At 36.2% G+C, this 16142-nt stretch carries 18 protein-coding genes; 11 read left to right on the top strand and 7 right to left on the bottom strand.

The annotated features are described in order from the left end of the window. Window positions 1-105: 105 nt before the first annotated feature. Genes HNP38_RS03735 through HNP38_RS03720 form a run of 4 tightly spaced genes read left to right on the top strand, consistent with a single transcriptional unit; the run spans window position 106 to window position 1941 of the window. Complete coding sequence (locus HNP38_RS03735; protein ID WP_184184658.1) at window positions 106-573, top strand: nucleoside triphosphate pyrophosphohydrolase family protein; 468 nt, start codon at window positions 106-108, stop codon at window positions 571-573. Between the two features lies 1 nt (window position 574). Then, window positions 575-1138, top strand: a complete 564-nt coding sequence (locus HNP38_RS03730; protein ID WP_184184655.1) for a TlpA family protein disulfide reductase — start codon at window positions 575-577, stop codon at window positions 1136-1138. Between the two features lie 2 nt (window positions 1139-1140). Then, window positions 1141-1746 (top strand): DUF4230 domain-containing protein, encoded by a 606-nt coding sequence (locus tag HNP38_RS03725; protein WP_184184652.1) that lies wholly within the window; start codon window positions 1141-1143, stop codon window positions 1744-1746. 12 nt (window positions 1747-1758) lie between these two features. Beyond that, window positions 1759-1941, top strand: coding sequence for a hypothetical protein (locus HNP38_RS03720; protein WP_184184649.1), 183 nt, complete (start codon window positions 1759-1761; stop codon window positions 1939-1941). A 15-nt stretch (window positions 1942-1956) separates the two neighbouring features. Here HNP38_RS03720 and HNP38_RS03715 read toward each other — a convergent pair whose 3' ends face one another. Next, window positions 1957-2400: a GNAT family N-acetyltransferase gene (locus HNP38_RS03715; protein ID WP_184184646.1), complete on the bottom strand. Its 444-nt coding sequence runs from the start codon at window positions 2398-2400 to the stop codon at window positions 1957-1959. A gap of 233 nt (window positions 2401-2633) precedes the next feature. Continuing rightward, on the bottom strand, window positions 2634-3608 hold the full coding sequence (locus HNP38_RS03710; RefSeq protein ID WP_184184643.1) for a dipeptidase: 975 nt from the start codon (window positions 3606-3608) through the stop codon (window positions 2634-2636). 116 nt (window positions 3609-3724) lie between these two features. Between HNP38_RS03710 and thrS the strand changes: the two genes are divergently transcribed. From thrS to rplT, 5 genes are all read left to right on the top strand, one after another. Next, a complete protein-coding gene (gene thrS / locus HNP38_RS03705; RefSeq protein ID WP_184184640.1) occupies window positions 3725-5644 on the top strand; it encodes a threonine--tRNA ligase in 1920 nt (639 codons plus the stop codon). A gap of 163 nt (window positions 5645-5807) precedes the next feature. Beyond that, complete coding sequence (infC, locus tag HNP38_RS03700; protein ID WP_184184637.1) at window positions 5808-6308, top strand: translation initiation factor IF-3; 501 nt, start codon at window positions 5808-5810, stop codon at window positions 6306-6308. A gap of 327 nt (window positions 6309-6635) precedes the next feature. Next, window positions 6636-7457 (top strand): alpha/beta fold hydrolase, encoded by an 822-nt coding sequence (locus tag HNP38_RS03695; protein WP_184184634.1) that lies wholly within the window; start codon window positions 6636-6638, stop codon window positions 7455-7457. A 143-nt stretch (window positions 7458-7600) separates the two neighbouring features. Beyond that, complete coding sequence (rpmI, locus tag HNP38_RS03690; protein WP_184184631.1) at window positions 7601-7798, top strand: 50S ribosomal protein L35; 198 nt, start codon at window positions 7601-7603, stop codon at window positions 7796-7798. A gap of 124 nt (window positions 7799-7922) precedes the next feature. Next, the gene (gene rplT / locus HNP38_RS03685; RefSeq protein WP_122547227.1) at window positions 7923-8267 is read left to right on the top strand and encodes a 50S ribosomal protein L20; all 345 of its coding nucleotides are present in this window, start codon (window positions 7923-7925) and stop codon (window positions 8265-8267) included. A 124-nt stretch (window positions 8268-8391) separates the two neighbouring features. Here the strand turns inward: rplT and HNP38_RS03680 are convergent, their stop codons facing one another. Further along, window positions 8392-9198, bottom strand: a complete 807-nt coding sequence (locus HNP38_RS03680; protein ID WP_184184628.1) for a hypothetical protein — start codon at window positions 9196-9198, stop codon at window positions 8392-8394. Between the two features lie 236 nt (window positions 9199-9434). Between HNP38_RS03680 and HNP38_RS03675 the strand changes: the two genes are divergently transcribed. Together HNP38_RS03675 and HNP38_RS03670 are read left to right on the top strand one after the other, a co-directional pair. After that, on the top strand, window positions 9435-10604 hold the full coding sequence (locus HNP38_RS03675) for a M28 family peptidase (protein ID WP_184187541.1): 1170 nt from the start codon (window positions 9435-9437) through the stop codon (window positions 10602-10604). A 110-nt stretch (window positions 10605-10714) separates the two neighbouring features. Continuing rightward, entirely contained in the window at window positions 10715-11899 is a 1185-nt protein-coding gene (locus HNP38_RS03670) for a M28 family peptidase (protein ID WP_184184625.1), read from the top strand. A gap of 248 nt (window positions 11900-12147) precedes the next feature. Here HNP38_RS03670 and HNP38_RS03665 read toward each other — a convergent pair whose 3' ends face one another. From HNP38_RS03665 to HNP38_RS03650, 4 genes are read right to left on the bottom strand one after another with little or no spacing between them, the layout of a single operon-like run. Further along, window positions 12148-13254 (bottom strand): glycosyltransferase family 4 protein, encoded by a 1107-nt coding sequence (locus HNP38_RS03665; RefSeq protein WP_184184622.1) that lies wholly within the window; start codon window positions 13252-13254, stop codon window positions 12148-12150. Continuing rightward, entirely contained in the window at window positions 13251-14027 is a 777-nt protein-coding gene (locus HNP38_RS03660; protein WP_184184619.1) for a polysaccharide deacetylase family protein, read from the bottom strand. Before HNP38_RS03660 ends, HNP38_RS03665 begins: the two co-directional genes overlap by 4 nt. A 1-nt stretch (window position 14028) precedes the next feature. Next, window positions 14029-14958, bottom strand: coding sequence for a glycosyltransferase family 2 protein (locus tag HNP38_RS03655; RefSeq protein ID WP_184184615.1), 930 nt, complete (start codon window positions 14956-14958; stop codon window positions 14029-14031). 3 nt (window positions 14959-14961) lie between these two features. Then, window positions 14962-16131 (bottom strand): glycosyltransferase family 87 protein, encoded by a 1170-nt coding sequence (locus HNP38_RS03650; protein WP_184184612.1) that lies wholly within the window; start codon window positions 16129-16131, stop codon window positions 14962-14964. Window positions 16132-16142: the final 11 nt, after the last annotated feature.

The following is a 16142-nucleotide window of genomic DNA, read 5'->3' as shown; positions in this document are numbered from 1 at the left end:
ACGCAATGAGTAATCAAAAGAAAGCCTTTTATTTAGATAACAACCTTTCTCTGACTTTCAAGTTCTGGCTTCTATTTTATATATTTGCTGTAAATTAAAAATTTCATGGATAAAATAGATAGTCTGAACCAGGTAGCAGAATTCCATACTACTTTTAAAGCTCCTGTATTAGAAACACCACAAATTCCTTCCCCGGAAAGATGTAACTTGAGAATTGAGCTTTTACAGGAAGAATTAAACGAATTAAAACAAGCTATAGCGGACAATAATATAGTAGAGATTGCCGATGCGCTATGTGATCTGCAGTATGTATTAAGCGGTGCGGTACTTGAATTCGGACTTGGCAGCAAATTTGTAGAGTTATTCAACGAAGTTCAGCGTTCCAATATGTCTAAAGCCTGTGAAGATGAAGAGCAGGCCCGGGAAACAGTTGAATTTTATAAAGAAAAAGAAGTTGAATCTTTTTATGAGAAGTCCGGAGAAAAGTTTAACGTTTACAGGCAGGCAGACCATAAAGTCCTGAAAAACAAATACTATTCTCCTGCTGATCTGAAATCAATTATTGAGAACTAATATGAAAAAAATTATCACAAATGTTATAGCTGTTTCCAGTCTGTTTTTTGCTGCCCAGCAGTATAATGCTCAAAAAGTTGTCGTAAACCGCGAAGTTGAAAGCCAGAATGACGGCAAAATGCTTTTGGGACATCAGTTAAAAGATCAGTTCCTAAAAGCACCCTATGCAGACTGGTATGTAAAGGAACATGATGAATATGTTATTGACCAGAAAGCTGTAGACCAGCTTAAAAAGGATAAGATAAACTCCTACAATATTACGGTTTTCATGGGAACCTGGTGTGAAGACAGCCACAGAGATATTCCCAGATTAATGAAAATACTGGAAGCAATTAAATATCCGGATAATAAATTAACGATCATTGCGGTAAACCGTAAAAAAGAATCTCCTAACGGTGATGAGGCGCGTTATAATATCCAGAAAGTACCCACTATTATTGTGGAAAGATATGGCAAGGAAGTAGGAAGAATTATTGAGATGCCTACAACGGGATATATAGAAAGAGATCTTGTTGAAATGCTGAAAAAAGATGACCACTCTGTAATCAGGGAAATATTTAAATAGATTTGAGAAATTATAAAGCAATACTGCCATTTTTAGCCGGAGTTCTCTTTATGATTCTCCTGTTTTTTGGTTTGAAATCCTGTTTTAATTTTGGAGGAAAAAATGAGAAATCGGATTATTATATTCTGACCAACCAGATCTCCAGAATGAATAAGATGGTCGTACTGGAGCAAAATATCTCCAGTATGCAGAAAACAAAAATGAGCTATGAATTCCTGGGAAGTGAAATGACCAGTAATAACATTATCACCTACACCAAAACGAATGCTCAGGTTTCTTATGATCTCAATAAAATGAAAATGGAAGTGGATTCGGTAAATAAAAAACTCATCATTACCGAACTGCCTGCTGCCGATATAAGGATCACTCCAAGCGTAGAGATACAATCCCTGGATGACTCTTTTTTCAACAGGATCTCTGAAAAAGACATCAAAAATGTAACGCAAAAGGCCAAAGAAACAGCCATAAAATCCATTGATCAGAATAAGCTGAGAAACGAAGGACGTAAACAATTAATGGAAAATTTTAATCAGATTTTCGTTTTGGCAAAAGCTTTGAATTATACCATAGAAGATAAAACGGGTCAGCTGGGTATCTTGGGACTCTAAAAAAGTAAAGCTATGGATCCAAAAGAAAAAAATAAAAAGAAAGAACCTGCCAACTCGGCAGAATCAAAAAAGCAGAATCAGGATTTTCCTGATATTCCTGCCTCATCCAAAAAGACCAATCCACCTGATATCAGCAAAGAAGACATTCAGAAATCTTCTAAGAACAAATCAGGAAAAACAGATAATACTAAGTGAAAGCTTAGTATTTTTTTATGAATAAACATTTTTATTATGAAGTTCCATCCATTTCGAAGGATCTCCAATGTCTGTCCACCCAAACTGACGATATAATCCGTGTGCATCACCCGTAAGTAAGATCCATCTTCTTAAATTCTGTAAATCCGGATGATTCATGATGATTTCCATGAGCCATTTAGAAAGTCCGTTTCCCCTGTATTCTTCCAAAATATAAACATCTCCCAAATAAGCAATAGTCGAAAAATCAGAAATGATCCGTGCAAACCCTATTTGCTTTTCATTTTCATAAACACCAAAGCATAGCGAATTTTGTATGGAGGTTTCCACTTTATCTTTCGGGATATTCAGGCACCAATAGGCCTGTGTTGACAGGAATTGATGAATAGAATCAATATCCAATTTCGCTTTATCTGTAGAAATGCAAAACTGGTCTTTATGTAGAATTAAGTCTGTCATATATTTTTTCTGACTTGTTTTAACGAAAGCTAGGGTTTTTTATTAAATTAAACCACAAAAGTCACAAAAGTTTTTTCAAACACTTTAGTTACATAAGTTCCAAGTCAATTCTGTAAAAAGTTCACATAAGAAGAAAATCAAAGATTTTCAAAAAAAAACTAATGTGCATTTACATGTTATCTTATAATAAATTAAGGTTTAAAAGCTTTTGTAACTTTTGTGGTTCAATTCTTTTAATTCCATAATTTCCGGATAAAGTTCAGTGCATTTTTATGACTGATCTTCTCCATGAAATTACTCGAGAACTCTTCAGTAATTCTTTTATTGATTGAGTTGTAAGCCGAAGCATTGTTAAACTCATCAAAGAAAAAAGGATAACGGGACCTGTCCGGATGGTCTTTATCAAAGAAAAAATCACCGCCGTAAGCCATAACATCTTCCGCCCCTGAATCTAAACCATACCTGATATGCTCATAAAGCCTGTCCGGATCCTTAAGATCAATATAATCTTTAATAAAATTAATCCCGATCAGCCCTTCCCTTTTAATAAGTTCTTTTACCAGTTCATCAGGAAGATTTCGGGGATTTTCATAAACATTCCTGTAATTGGAGTGACTGGTCAGAACGGGGATTTTATAATTTCTCTGGTCGAGATAATTTAATATATCATATGCTAACTGATCACTTGTATGGGCTAGATCAATTGCAATTTTCTTGTCAGCAAGATAATCAATTAAAACTTTCCCATCGTTTTTTAAACCTGCTTCAGAGTTGTTTCCTCCGCCAAAGCGGTTTTCAGTATGGTGGGTGATCCCGATATACAGTACCTTATGAGTATTGCGGATAATGGTTTCCAGATTTTTAAACCCGGCTTCAAGGTCAGTGTCTTCTTCACAAAAGGATGAAGCATTTTCAACAGAAGCAACAACTCCTATCTGCCCTGAATTTTCAATCTCATCATAATTTGAACCATTGAACAGGAAAAACTCTTTGTTCCCCAAAAGATCGGTAAATATCCTGCTCTGCTTCAATCCAAAATGTATGCTGTCTTTCATCGTTGGAGTAAAAATAGCCATTACCTGCAGCTTTACATTCCCCTCTTTTAAGTAAGGTAATGAACAGCCAATTTCCTTATCATCAATTCTCACATTTGATCTCAATAGATAACACAGTAAATCACAATGCAGATCAATATTTATTTCATTCATAATTAATTTAGGAAAAATTAAAATTTTTGTGCTAATTCCCGCTTCAAAATACACGCCAATTATAATATTTTAAATAAATTTCCGTATTTTTGCCTCTTAAAATTTCTTAGTAAACAATGATAAAAATTACACTTCCAGACAATAGTGTCAGAGAATTTGAAGGAGAAGTTACTCCTTTGGATGTGGCAAAATCTATAAGCGAGGGATTGGCCAGAAATACCATTTCCGCAGTTGTGAATGACAGACAAGTAGAGATCACCACGCCTATTACAACAGATTCAACGGTACAATTGCTGACCTGGAATGACGATCTTGGAAAGAAAGCCTTCTGGCATTCTTCTGCCCACCTTCTGGCGCAGGCGATCCTTGAATTTTATCCTGATGCTAAGCTGACAATCGGGCCTGCTATTGAAAGCGGATTCTATTATGATGTGGATTTCGGGGAAGAAAGCCTGTCTGAAAAGGATTTTGAGAAGATTGAAAAGAAGGTGCTGGAAAATGCAAAGAAAGGCTCTACCTTCTCGTTATACCCTGTTTCTAAAGAAGAAGCATTAAAAGTTTATGCCGATAACCCTTATAAAGTAGAACTTATCTCCAATCTTAATGACGGCGAAATCACTTTTGTGACTCATGATAATTTTACGGATCTCTGCCGTGGAGGACACATTCCAAATACCGGAATAGTGAAAGCTGTTAAAATACTAAATGCAGCAGGAGCTTACTGGAGAGGAAATGAGAAGAACCCACAGCTGACGAGAGTATATGGTATTTCTTTCCCTAAACAAAAAGATTTGACAGAATATCTTGAAAGACTGGAAGAAGCCAAAAGAAGAGACCACAGAAAATTAGGTAAAGAGCTTGGGATTTTTGCATTCTCTGAAAAAGTAGGTGCAGGTCTTCCTTTATGGCTGCCAAAAGGAACCGCCTTAAGAAGAAAATTAGAGAATTTCCTTTCAGACGCTCAGAAAAAAGGAGGTTATGAATTCGTAATGTCTCCTCACATCGGTGCCAAAGAACTGTATGTAACTTCCGGACACTGGGACAAATATGGGGCAGACAGTTTCCAGCCGATCAAAACTCCAAATGAAGGAGAAGAATTCATGCTGAAGCCGATGAACTGTCCTCACCACTGTGAAATTTATAAAACTTCACAATGGAGCTACAGGGATTTACCGAAAAGATACGCAGAATTCGGAACTGTGTACAGATATGAGCAGAGCGGAGAGCTTCACGGATTGACAAGAGTTCGTGGATTTACTCAGGATGATGCCCATCTTTTCTGTACTCCGGACCAGCTTTTAGGAGAATTTGAAGCTGTTATTGATCTTGTATTATACGTTTTCAGATCTTTAGGCTTCGAGGATTTTGTGACTCAGGTTTCTTTAAGAGATCCCGAAAACAGAGAAAAATATATCGGTTCTGATGAAAACTGGGAGAAAGCAGAAAATGCGATCATTACTGCTGCCAAAAATAAAGGATTGAAAACTGTCATAGAATATGGTGAAGCAGCATTCTACGGCCCGAAACTTGACTTCATGGTGAAGGACGCATTGGGAAGAAGATGGCAGCTGGGAACCATTCAGGTAGATTATAACCTGCCGGAAAGATTTGATCTTCATTACATAGGAAGCGATAATGAAAAGCACAGGCCGGTAATGATCCACAGAGCGCCGTTTGGTTCTATGGAGCGTTTTATCGCTATTTTGCTGGAAAATACTGCAGGTGATTTCCCATTATGGTTAAGCCCTGATCAGTATATTATCCTCCCAATCAGTGAAAAGTATGTAGATTATGCAAAAAAAGTTTCACAATTTTTGGAAAATCACGATATTAGCGGTCAGATTGATGACAGAAACGAGAAGACAGGGAAAAAGATCCGTGATGCGGAATTGAACAAAATCCCTTTCATGCTGGTAGTAGGGGAAAATGAAGAGAAAGATGGCACAATTTCTGTAAGAAGACGAGGCGAAGGAGACCTTGGAGTGATGAATATGGAGGATTTTGTTTCTTATTTCAAAAAAGAGGCAGCGATTTAAATTCATTAAAAGATTAAAGGATTTAAGAATTAAAAAACTATTTGATCTTTTAATTTTTGAATATTTTAATAAATAGAAAGTTAACCAATAAAATTATAAAACAATAGCACAAAGATTTAACAACAGGGGCCCACAGAGACGTCCGGTACAGGAGGACGCACACATGATCAACGATAAAATCCGAGTAAGGGAAGTTCGTTTGGTGGGCGATAACGTAGAGCCGGGAGTTTATCCGATTGATAAAGCAAGACAGATTGCGACAGACCAGGAATTGGATCTGGTGGTAATTTCCGACAAAGCAGAACCTTTTATTGCAAGAATACTGGACTATAAAAAGTTCTTGTATGAGCAAAAGAAAAAACAGAAGGAACTTAAAGCTAAGCAGGTAAAAGTAGTGGTGAAGGAGATCCGTTTCGGGCCTCAGACCGATGACCACGATTATGAGTTCAAGAAAAAGCATGCTGAAAAATTCCTTGAAGAAGGTTCAAAATTAAAAACCTACGTATTTTTTAAAGGGCGTTCGATTATCTTTAAGGATCAGGGTGAGATCCTGCTTTTAAAACTGGCCCAGGAACTGGAGCATGTAGGAAAAGTAGATCAGTTACCTAAGCTGGAAGGCAAAAGAATGATCATGATGATGAGTCCTAAAAAGGCAGCAAAATAATTGATGCAGATTCAATTCTGCAAACGTATAATAAACCTCAAAGCAATTTGAGGTTTTTTTATTTATACAGTGAATTTATTGGAACGCAAAGATTGATCTTTAAACACAACATTTTTAAGTCAGCAAAATAATATCCATCAAGCTTAATCATCGGCAAAGCCGCAAATCTTTGTTCCTCAACATCCACTGTTAACCTTTTTATCTTTGTGTTTAATTATAATAACCAAAATTTAACTTAGGTTAAGATCCCCTTCAAAGTTTAGCTCTACCTTTGTTTCAGAAAAAGTGATCAATATTTCATTATTAATAACACTAAAAACAAAAAAAATGAGCACAATTACATTAAAAGACGGAACAGAGATTTACTACAAAGACTGGGGAAAAGGGCAACCTGTGTTTTTTCATCACGGATGGCCATTATCAGGTGATGACTGGGATGCACAAATGTTTTTTTTCTTGGAACAGGGTTACAGAGTAATCGCCCATGACAGAAGAGGACACGGAAGATCTTCCCAGGTGGCTGAAGGGCATAATATGGATACTTACGCATCGGACGTTGCAGAAATAGTTGAGGCGTTGGATTTAAAAGATGCAATTCACGTCGGGCATTCTACAGGCGGTGGTGAAGTGATAAGATATGTGGCAAAGCATGGTAAAGGAAGAGTGGCAAAAGCGGTTTTGATAAGTGCGGTAACCCCAATTATGGTTCAAAACGAGAATAATCCCAATGGTGTCCCGATATCTGTTTTTGATGATATTCGCAACAATACAGCTAAAAACAGGCAGCAGTTTTTCATAGATATTACCTTTCCTTTTTATGGTTACAACAGAGAGGGTGCAAATGTTTCGGAAGGGATTCAGAGAAACTGGTGGCGGCAGGGAATGATGGGATCTGTTAAAGCCCATTATGATTGTATTAAAGCTTTTTCGGAAACCGATTTTACAGAAGATCTTAAAAGTGTGGACATCCCTGTACTGGTCATGCATGGTGAAGATGACCAGATCGTTCCGTTTGAAACTACCGGGAAAGTGGCTGCTACCCTGCTTAAGAACGGGAAATTAATTTCTTACCCGGGTTTTCCTCATGGTATGCCTACTACAGAAGCTGAAACGATCAATAAAGATCTGTTGGAATTTTTCAAATCTTAAAATAGGAAATAGTTTTCCATATAACCTGCGCTGTTCATTGAATATTATATAAATAATTGCTCTTCAAATTAAATGATCCTATTGAGATTTTTCTTATCTTTGCATGCTTAAATATTGATAACAAAAACAAAAAAAGCAAAACAATGCCAAAATTAAAAACTAAATCAGGTGCTAAAAAGCGTTTTGCTCTTACCGGATCTGGTAAGATCAAAAGAAAAAATGCTTTCAAAAGCCACATCTTGACAAAGAAAGAAACTAAGCAAAAGAGAAATCTTACGCAAACTTCTTATGTTGCTGCTGTGGACGAGAAAAGTGTTAAACGTCAATTAGCCATTAAGTAGTTTTTATAAATCTATAATCCGGTTTATAAGAATTAAAAACAAATTCAGAATTTTTAACCCTGAAACGGAGCAGATAAGTGTAATGAAACAGTTTACCGCCCTTTTCAAAAAAACAATTTAAATTATGCCAAGATCAGTAAATGCCGTAGCTTCAAGAGCTCGCAGAAAGAAAATTTTTAAGCAGGCTAAAGGTTATTTCGGAAGAAGAAAGAACGTTTGGACAGTAGCTAAAAACGCGGTAGAAAAAGCAATGCAATATGCTTACCGTGGTAGAAAAGAGAAAAAGAGAAACTTCAGAGCCCTTTGGATCACTCGTATCAACGCGGGAACCAGAGAACACGGAATGTCTTACTCTCAGTTTATGGGAGCTCTTAAAAAGAACAACGTAGAGCTTAACAGAAAAGTTTTAGCAGATTTAGCAATGAATCATCCTGAAGCTTTCAAAGCTGTTGTAGATCAAGTAAAATAATGTAGAATTTTTTGTTATCAATATAAATAAATCCCGGGAGTTTTTTCCGGGATTTATTTTTTGTTTTTATTTAAATGTATTATCTAAAAAACCATAGACAGAAATTTAGGGTAAATATCTCATCTTACAATAGCTGTTCATTAAATGCATAGGCCGTAATTAGCTGGGCGAGTTTATCCATTGATAACGACATTCCTGCATTTGAACGCGATTTTGAAATTGAATAATTCTTCCCATTCGTAAGCAATAGCTCGTTATTTACAGAGGGGTATTTTTGCCCGTTAAATAAAACATTGGATTCTAATTCATACCATTTCCCAATCAGATCACCATTCTTATTATAAATTTCATAAATTAAACTTATTCCATTCTGATTTTTCTTTCTAACGATTGAACCAATTTTTTTACTTCTGTTAACTAAAATTTCCCCTTTATCATTAAAGTCAATTTTAGAAGCTTTCAGTAAATCAAACATTTTGTCTTCCTCACCTCTCAATTCTTCAGCTTTTCCTTCAAGTTCTGCTTTCACATTTAAATTGGAGGCCAGCATTGTATCAATAACTGACTGATCTACTCCAGATTCAGTAAATAATTTATATTCTCCCAAAGTAAAGTCGTAAAGGAATTTTTTCTCTAAAGAAATAGACCCTTTCTCTCCTTTATTATACAAGGATACAGATTGGGAATTATCAGGAGAAGTAACCTCATAATATATAGTTCTTCTATTTTCATTGAAAACATGAAGATTGGGCTTAATTTTTACCAACTCTTTGCCATCGAGATCATAAATGGTATAAACTTTCTTAGTTTCAGTAAATTTTGCAATTTCTTTATCGTTTAAAGTGATTTTATCCTTTTTGGTTTTAATATCTTGTGCAAAAAATAACGAAGCGGAAAGCACAGAAATAATAGAAATAGATTTCTTTATCATATGTAATTTTATTTAAAGTGTAAAAATAAAAAAATATTATAATCTGTATTTTTTTATAAAATTTAGGTATAAATATTTTTTTTAACAGTTATCTTAAAAATATTCAGCTATATAATTTTTTTTGAAGAGAAAAATTATATTATTATAAATTCCTAATAACAACTAAGAATAAATGTTTTTATGAATTTTTTATTTAAATTTGGTAACTTATTCTAAACAGTCATAACATTTTCATGATGAGAAAAATTTTTATACTTTCTGTAATATCATTAGCCAATCTTACATTTGCGCAAACATTTATCCAAGCCTATCAAAACAGAGCTGACCAGATATTGCAGACAAACATCACTGCCAATTTGCAGGATTTTGGAAATCTGGGGATTAAAACTACAGGTTCGGCGAATAATACCAGTGCCTTAAACTGGATCAAGGATAAATACCTTTCTTACGGATATTCTGCCGGCCAGATGGTGGAAGATCCTTTCACTTATAATAGCACAACATCCAAAAATCTGATTATTACCAAAACGGGTACGGTATATCCTAATACCTACGTAATTATCTGTGGACATTATGATACGATCAACGGTCCCGGTGTTAACGATAATGGAAGCGGAACTTCTATCATTTTGGAAGCTGCAAGGATCTTAAAAGATGTTCCTACGGAATACTCTATCAAATTCATCCATTTTTCGGGAGAAGAGCAAGGCCTTGTAGGAAGCAGTCATTATGCCAATAATGTAGCTTATCAGGGAAGTACCCGTATGCTGGATATAAGACTTGTATTCAATTTGGACCAGGTGGGTGGTAAACTGGGGAATACCAATAATACGATCAAATGTGAGCGTGATAACGGAGGGCAAACGGGAAATAATGCTACATCCAATACAATGACACAGCAGCTGGCTACATGTACTACTTTATATTCACCATTACAGACTGCAATAACATCTGCTTATTCATCTGATTATATGCCGTTTGAAAATAAAAATGAGATCATCACAGGATTTTACGAGAATGTCCAAAGTCCACACCCCCACACCTCAAGTGATACTTTTGCCAATGTAGACCCCACTTATGTGTTCAATGTAGGAAAAGCGGCTGTAGGAGCTCTTCAGCATTTTGCTGTGGCTGCCACAAGCATTTTGGATACTAAAGATATCACATCAAATAAGCTGGAATCCATAAAAGTATATCCTAATCCTGCCAAAGATATTCTTAATGTAGAGATTCCTGAAAGGAGTAAAGATTTCAATATAGAGATTACGGATATGAGCGGACGTTCCTTGTTGAATGTTGAAAATCAGGAAAAAATTGATATTTCAGGTTTGGCCAATGGTACTTATATGTGCATTATAAGGCTAAATGACGAAAGTGTTACCAGAAAAATCATTATAGAAAAATAATTTGGTCAATTATAGTAAATCAGGTCCTGGGTTTTGCTCAGGACTTTTTTATTACTACATTTGCTGAAATTTTGTTAAAATCATAAAGATCATTAAATATTTCTGTCTAAATGAAAAAAATAACCACTCTTCTACTCTTTTCTCTGGGAGCATATGCTTTACAGGCCCAGGCTTTCATCCAGGCTTATCAGAACAGGGTGAATTTGGTTTCACAAACCAATATTACAACCAATCTGCAGGAATTTTCCAGTTTAGGTGTAAAAACCACAGGATCTGCAAACAATGCCAATGCTCTGACATGGCTTAAAAATAAGTATCTGTCATATGGCTATGCTGCAAGCCAGATCGTAGAAGACCCTTTCTCGTTTACTTCTTTAGGAAACACGATAAACTCTAAGAACCTGGTTATTACAAAAACAGGAACACTATATCCTAATAAGTATGTGATCATTTGTGGGCATTTTGACACTATTAACGGCCCGGGAGTGAATGATAATGGCAGCGGTACTTCTATTATCCTGGAAGCGGCAAGAATCTTAAAAGATATTCCCACCGAATATTCTATTAAATTCATCCATTTTTCGGGTGAAGAACAAGGGTTGAGAGGAAGTGCCCATTATGCGAATACAGTAGCTTATCAGGGAAGCACCCGCGTGCTGGATATAAAGCTGGTATTCAACCTGGATCAGGTAGGCGGTAAAATGGGAAACAACAATAATACTATTTATTGTGATGAAGATATGGGCGGAAATCCTAATAATACGGCAGCTTCGGTTGCCGCAACCCAGGAACTGGTTACCTGTACCACTTTATACTCTCCGTTACTGACCGATATAGATGAAGCTGAAGATACAGATTATATCCCTTTTGAATCCAAAGGTGAAGTAATAACGGGATATTTTGAAAAAATAAGAAGCAATTATCCCCATACTGCCAATGATACTTTTGCCAATACAGACCCTACCTATATTTTCAATGTAGGAAAAGGCGCGGTCGGTGCTCTTCAGCATTTTGCTGTAGCTTCAACTACTCTGCTGGGGACAGAAGAAAAAAAGCTTAGTAATCTGGAATCTGTTAAGATATATCCTAATCCGGCTAAGGACACTCTGAACATTGAATTGCCGGAAAATGTAAAGAATTTTAGTACGGAGATCACAGATTTGGTCGGTCATTCTCTGCTTAAGAGAGACAATGAAACCAAAATTAATGTCTCCGGTCTTGAAAAAGGAGCTTATATCTTAAAGATAAAGTCTGGTGATCAGACTATGGTGAGAAAAGTTTTGATTGAGAAATAAAAATTAAGCCCCGCGGAAGCGGGGCTTAATCTTTATAATGGTACTGTTATTAAAATAATCTGAATTTGGAAATAACGCAAAGATTTTTTTAGAGCTTTTTAATTCTAGGAATGCAAAAAGAACGCAATAAAGTTGCTGACTAAGCTGACTGCAATGCACGTGCTTAATTTAAGTCAATTGGAAATTGATTTAATCTTTGCTAACTCAAAATAAGGATTAACAAGTTAAATCTTTGCGTTTAAGAACCTTTATTTCTCCAAAAAAATCCTTTGATAAAAATTCATCAATTCTGTCGCAATAACTTCGTCATTAAATTTTTGAACAAACTCGAAACCTTTATCCGCTCGGCGCTTTCTTTCGGCTTCATTATTCCACAGGAATTTTATTTTTGACCGGATATCAAGATAATTATGAGGATCTATATAAACAGAATCTTTCCCTCCCGCTTCGGGCAGACAGCCTGTATTGCTGGTAATGGCAACTGTTTTTGAGAAAAGGGCTTCTATTACCGGAATCCCGAAACCTTCAAAAAAACTTGGATAAACAAAAATATCAGCCAGTTTATAGATAACGGCCAGCTCATTCATTGAAACATTTTCAAGGAAACTGATTTGCTTTTCCAGATTATTCTTCCTGATGAATGTCTCTACTTTTTTATAATATTTTGTTTTCTTACCTACAACAACTAATGGAATATCTGTTTCTTTAACAGCTTTTACGATGTTCAGGAGATTTTTGCGGTCTTCAATGGTTCCGACATTTAGAATGAATCTTTCAGGAAGGTTAAATTTCTGCCGGACCTGCTGAATAAATTCTTCGCTCTGCTGTTCTTTAAAAGCCTGATGGCATCCTTGATAAATGACCTCTATTTTACTTTCCGGAACTCTCAGGTAATGGATGATATCTTTTTTGGTCTGTTCTGAAATGGCAATGATCTTATCAGCATTCTGAGCCGCTTTTCTGAATTTCCAGAAATGGATTTTCCGGTCAAAGAAAGAATAGTACTGCGGATATCTCACAAAGATCAGATCGTGGATGGTTACTACTTTTTTGATGGGTGTTTTGTTCCATTTCAGAGGCAGCTCACCGGACAATCCGTGGAAAATATCTGCTTTTGCTTTCTGGGCATCTTTTCCCATTTTAAACTGGCGCGACATGCTTCCTTTGGATGTTTCTAAAAAACGGATATTCTGATTTTCGAGAATATCCTTGCCTCTTTCCGATTGGTTTTTATTGAGAAGCATATATTCGTTTTCAGGAAAATATTTCGCCAGGATCCTTACCAGGTCCCGGGAATAATTACCCAAACCCGAAGTATTGTGAAAAAATCGTTTTGCGTCAAAAGCAATTTTCATGATTCCAATTGTTTTTGAAATTCCTGGAAGGTTCCGAAAGTATAATTTTTACTTTTAAGCCAGCCTACAAACTCATCAAATCTTTCTACCATTTCCTTACCCGTATTTTTTGTAGTAAAGCCGGGAAGCCTGAATGCTTCATCCTTTATTTCTGAAAATTCCCACGGATGGAAGTAGATATTGAGATACTTATCTTTCTTCAAAACGTCCGAAGCCAGTTTTTTATAGAAAGACAAAGGAAAATTATGAAAGCTCAGCCAGAACAGCGGAATCCTGAAATTGGGAGAAACCGAAGCCGGGATCTGTCTTACGTTTCCTTCGTCATAGTAAGTTCTTGGTACTTTTAGGTTATTATACCTTCCCGGAAGAAAAGTCGGGTTGATGGATGAGTTATAGGAATAGCCTGCTGTTTCAACGGCTTTTTCGTTAACGGGCATCATTCTGGGCATCCTTAATCCCGTTACTTTTGTAGAGAATACTTCTTCTAGTCTTTCCCTTGATTCTTTTAAATGTTTTTCTTCAAATTCAGAGTGAAACCAAGTATGGGAAGCCAGTTCATGCCCTTCATTCAATAATCTTTCTATCAAATGTCTGCTGTTTTCAGCAAAAACCACTGTTGAGAAAAAAGTAGCTTTTACCTGATGCTTTTTTAAGATATCTAAAATATTCTCCAATCCATGCTGTGAGATGGAGATCTGTTTTTCAAAGGATATTTCGCCTTTATATTCCAATGGCATATCAAACTCCTCAATATCAAAACTCAATAATACCATTTTAAAAGCTTTTATTTTTGATGATATAGTTAGGTCTTTCTTTTACCTGCTTAAAGATCTTTCCTAAATAAATTCCTATAATTCCAAGGATGATCAGCTGTAATCCCCCGAAAAATACGATGGTCATGATCAGTGAAGCCCAACCGGATATTTCCGTTTTAGCCATGAATGCATAAATGACATACAGCGCATATCCTACCACTGAGATCCCTGAGAATAAAAATCCCAGATATGCTGCAATATATAAAGGCTTTACACTGAAAGCCGTAATTCCCGTAAAAGCAAACCGGATCATTTTTTTCAGGTTATAGCTGCTTTCTCCTGACATTCTTTCTGCTGCGGTAAAATCAATACCCGTCTGTTTAAAGCCCATCCAGCTGGTAAGACCCCTCAAAAACAGGTCATCTTCGTTGAAGTTTCTCATCACTTCCACAGCGTTGGCATCTAGCAGCCTGAAATCCGAACCGCCTCCTTTGGTAAGGTTTACATCGGAAAGGCTGGATAAGAGTTTATAAAAAAAGTCCGAAGTTTTTCTTTTGAAATAAGATATTTCCTTAGGATAGGTTCTTACTGTATAGACCACATCGTAGCCTTCTTCCCACTTTCTGATCATTTCGGGGATAAGTTCCGGCGGATGCTGCAGGTCGCCGTCCATTGAGATCACTGCATTTCCGTGGGCATGATCCATACCGGCTTTCACGGCAGGCTGGTGTCCGAAATTCCTTGAAAATTCAATGAACTTTACTTCATCAAATTTTTCGGAGAGTTCTTCCAGCTTCTGCTGGGTATTATCCCTGCTTCCGTCATTCACGAAGATAATCTCAAAATCATAATTGCTTAATCCTGAAAAAACTTCTTTTATTTTTTCATGAACCAGAGCAACGTTTCCTTCTTCGTTATGGGCAGGAATGACAATGGAAATTTTCTTCATATATTAATTCAAACTGTAATCTTTTTCAAAATCTTTGGTTAATAGTTCATAGACCACTCTTAGCCAAACTACAATGCAAGGTACGGCTTTTAAGGAATACTTAATGATGTAATCGTGTTTTACCCATTTCGGGAACAGGTCTGATGTTGAGAAGCATGTAAAAATAATCACGAAAATAAGCAACCCTATGATGAGCGGATTTCTTTGCTTTTGCAGGAAAAACCAGATCATTACTCCTACAACCGCAATAATGTAAGTAGGCGACTCTGAACTTGAACTGAATAATACTAAAAATAATAAAGTTGAAGCCAGGATCATAAGCTGGAATGCATAGTTTTTATATTGTTTTATCCTGATATAAGGTAAAGCAAATAAAGGTAATCCCACAGCAAGAAAAACCAGATTGGAAATAGAAGCATCTCCTAAAATCCTCCTGAAAAAACCCATCAATGAAATATCCTGCATATTGCCCAATACTTGGTTCTCATTATTCTTCTCGATAATGGAATGATACCAGTCCGCATAGCTCTGCAATACAAACTGAGGCCCGGAATACATCATAGGAATTACAAAAAATAATACCGCAATGGCAATCCCTGAAAGAATGAATTTCTTTTTATTCTGAATGAAAAAAAACTGGGTAAACCCCACTATTCCATAAATCTTCACAAATATCCCTACTAATATTGCCGTTACTGATTTTACTTCTTTCCTTTCATAAATATAAACCGCTGAAAGCAGTAAAAGCCCTGTTAAAGCCACATTGAACTGTAAACTTAAAGCTGCCGTAATATATTCCTGTAAACAAAATAATCCGAAGAGAGCCTTTTTACCATCTGAAAAGGGCAGTTTATAAATAGCATACACAAAGAGGAAAGTATTGGCTAAATTCCAAAGGGAGATCCCCATCCAGTCGGGCATCACCGCAAACGGAGCGATAAGTACACTGAAGAAGATCCCGTAATGATTCAGGTCAAAATAGAGATCCGGGTAATGGATGAATAAGTTTTTCTGATGGATGGTATTGAAAAATACATTTTTAAAGATCAGATAATTATTAATGGCGTAGTCTCCCCTGAGATATTTGGAAACCGCAGTAACAACGGATATAATAAGATAAACCCCAAATATGTATTTAGGGTTTAATATGAATTTTAAGAATTTCTCTTTCAAAACGGTGTGGG

Source organism: Chryseobacterium defluvii, from assembly GCF_014204415.1.
GTDB classification, from domain to species: domain Bacteria; phylum Bacteroidota; class Bacteroidia; order Flavobacteriales; family Weeksellaceae; genus Chryseobacterium; species Chryseobacterium defluvii_A.
The sequence above is the reverse complement of the archived record's forward strand: the minus strand, read 5'-3'. Positions and strand labels throughout refer to the sequence as shown.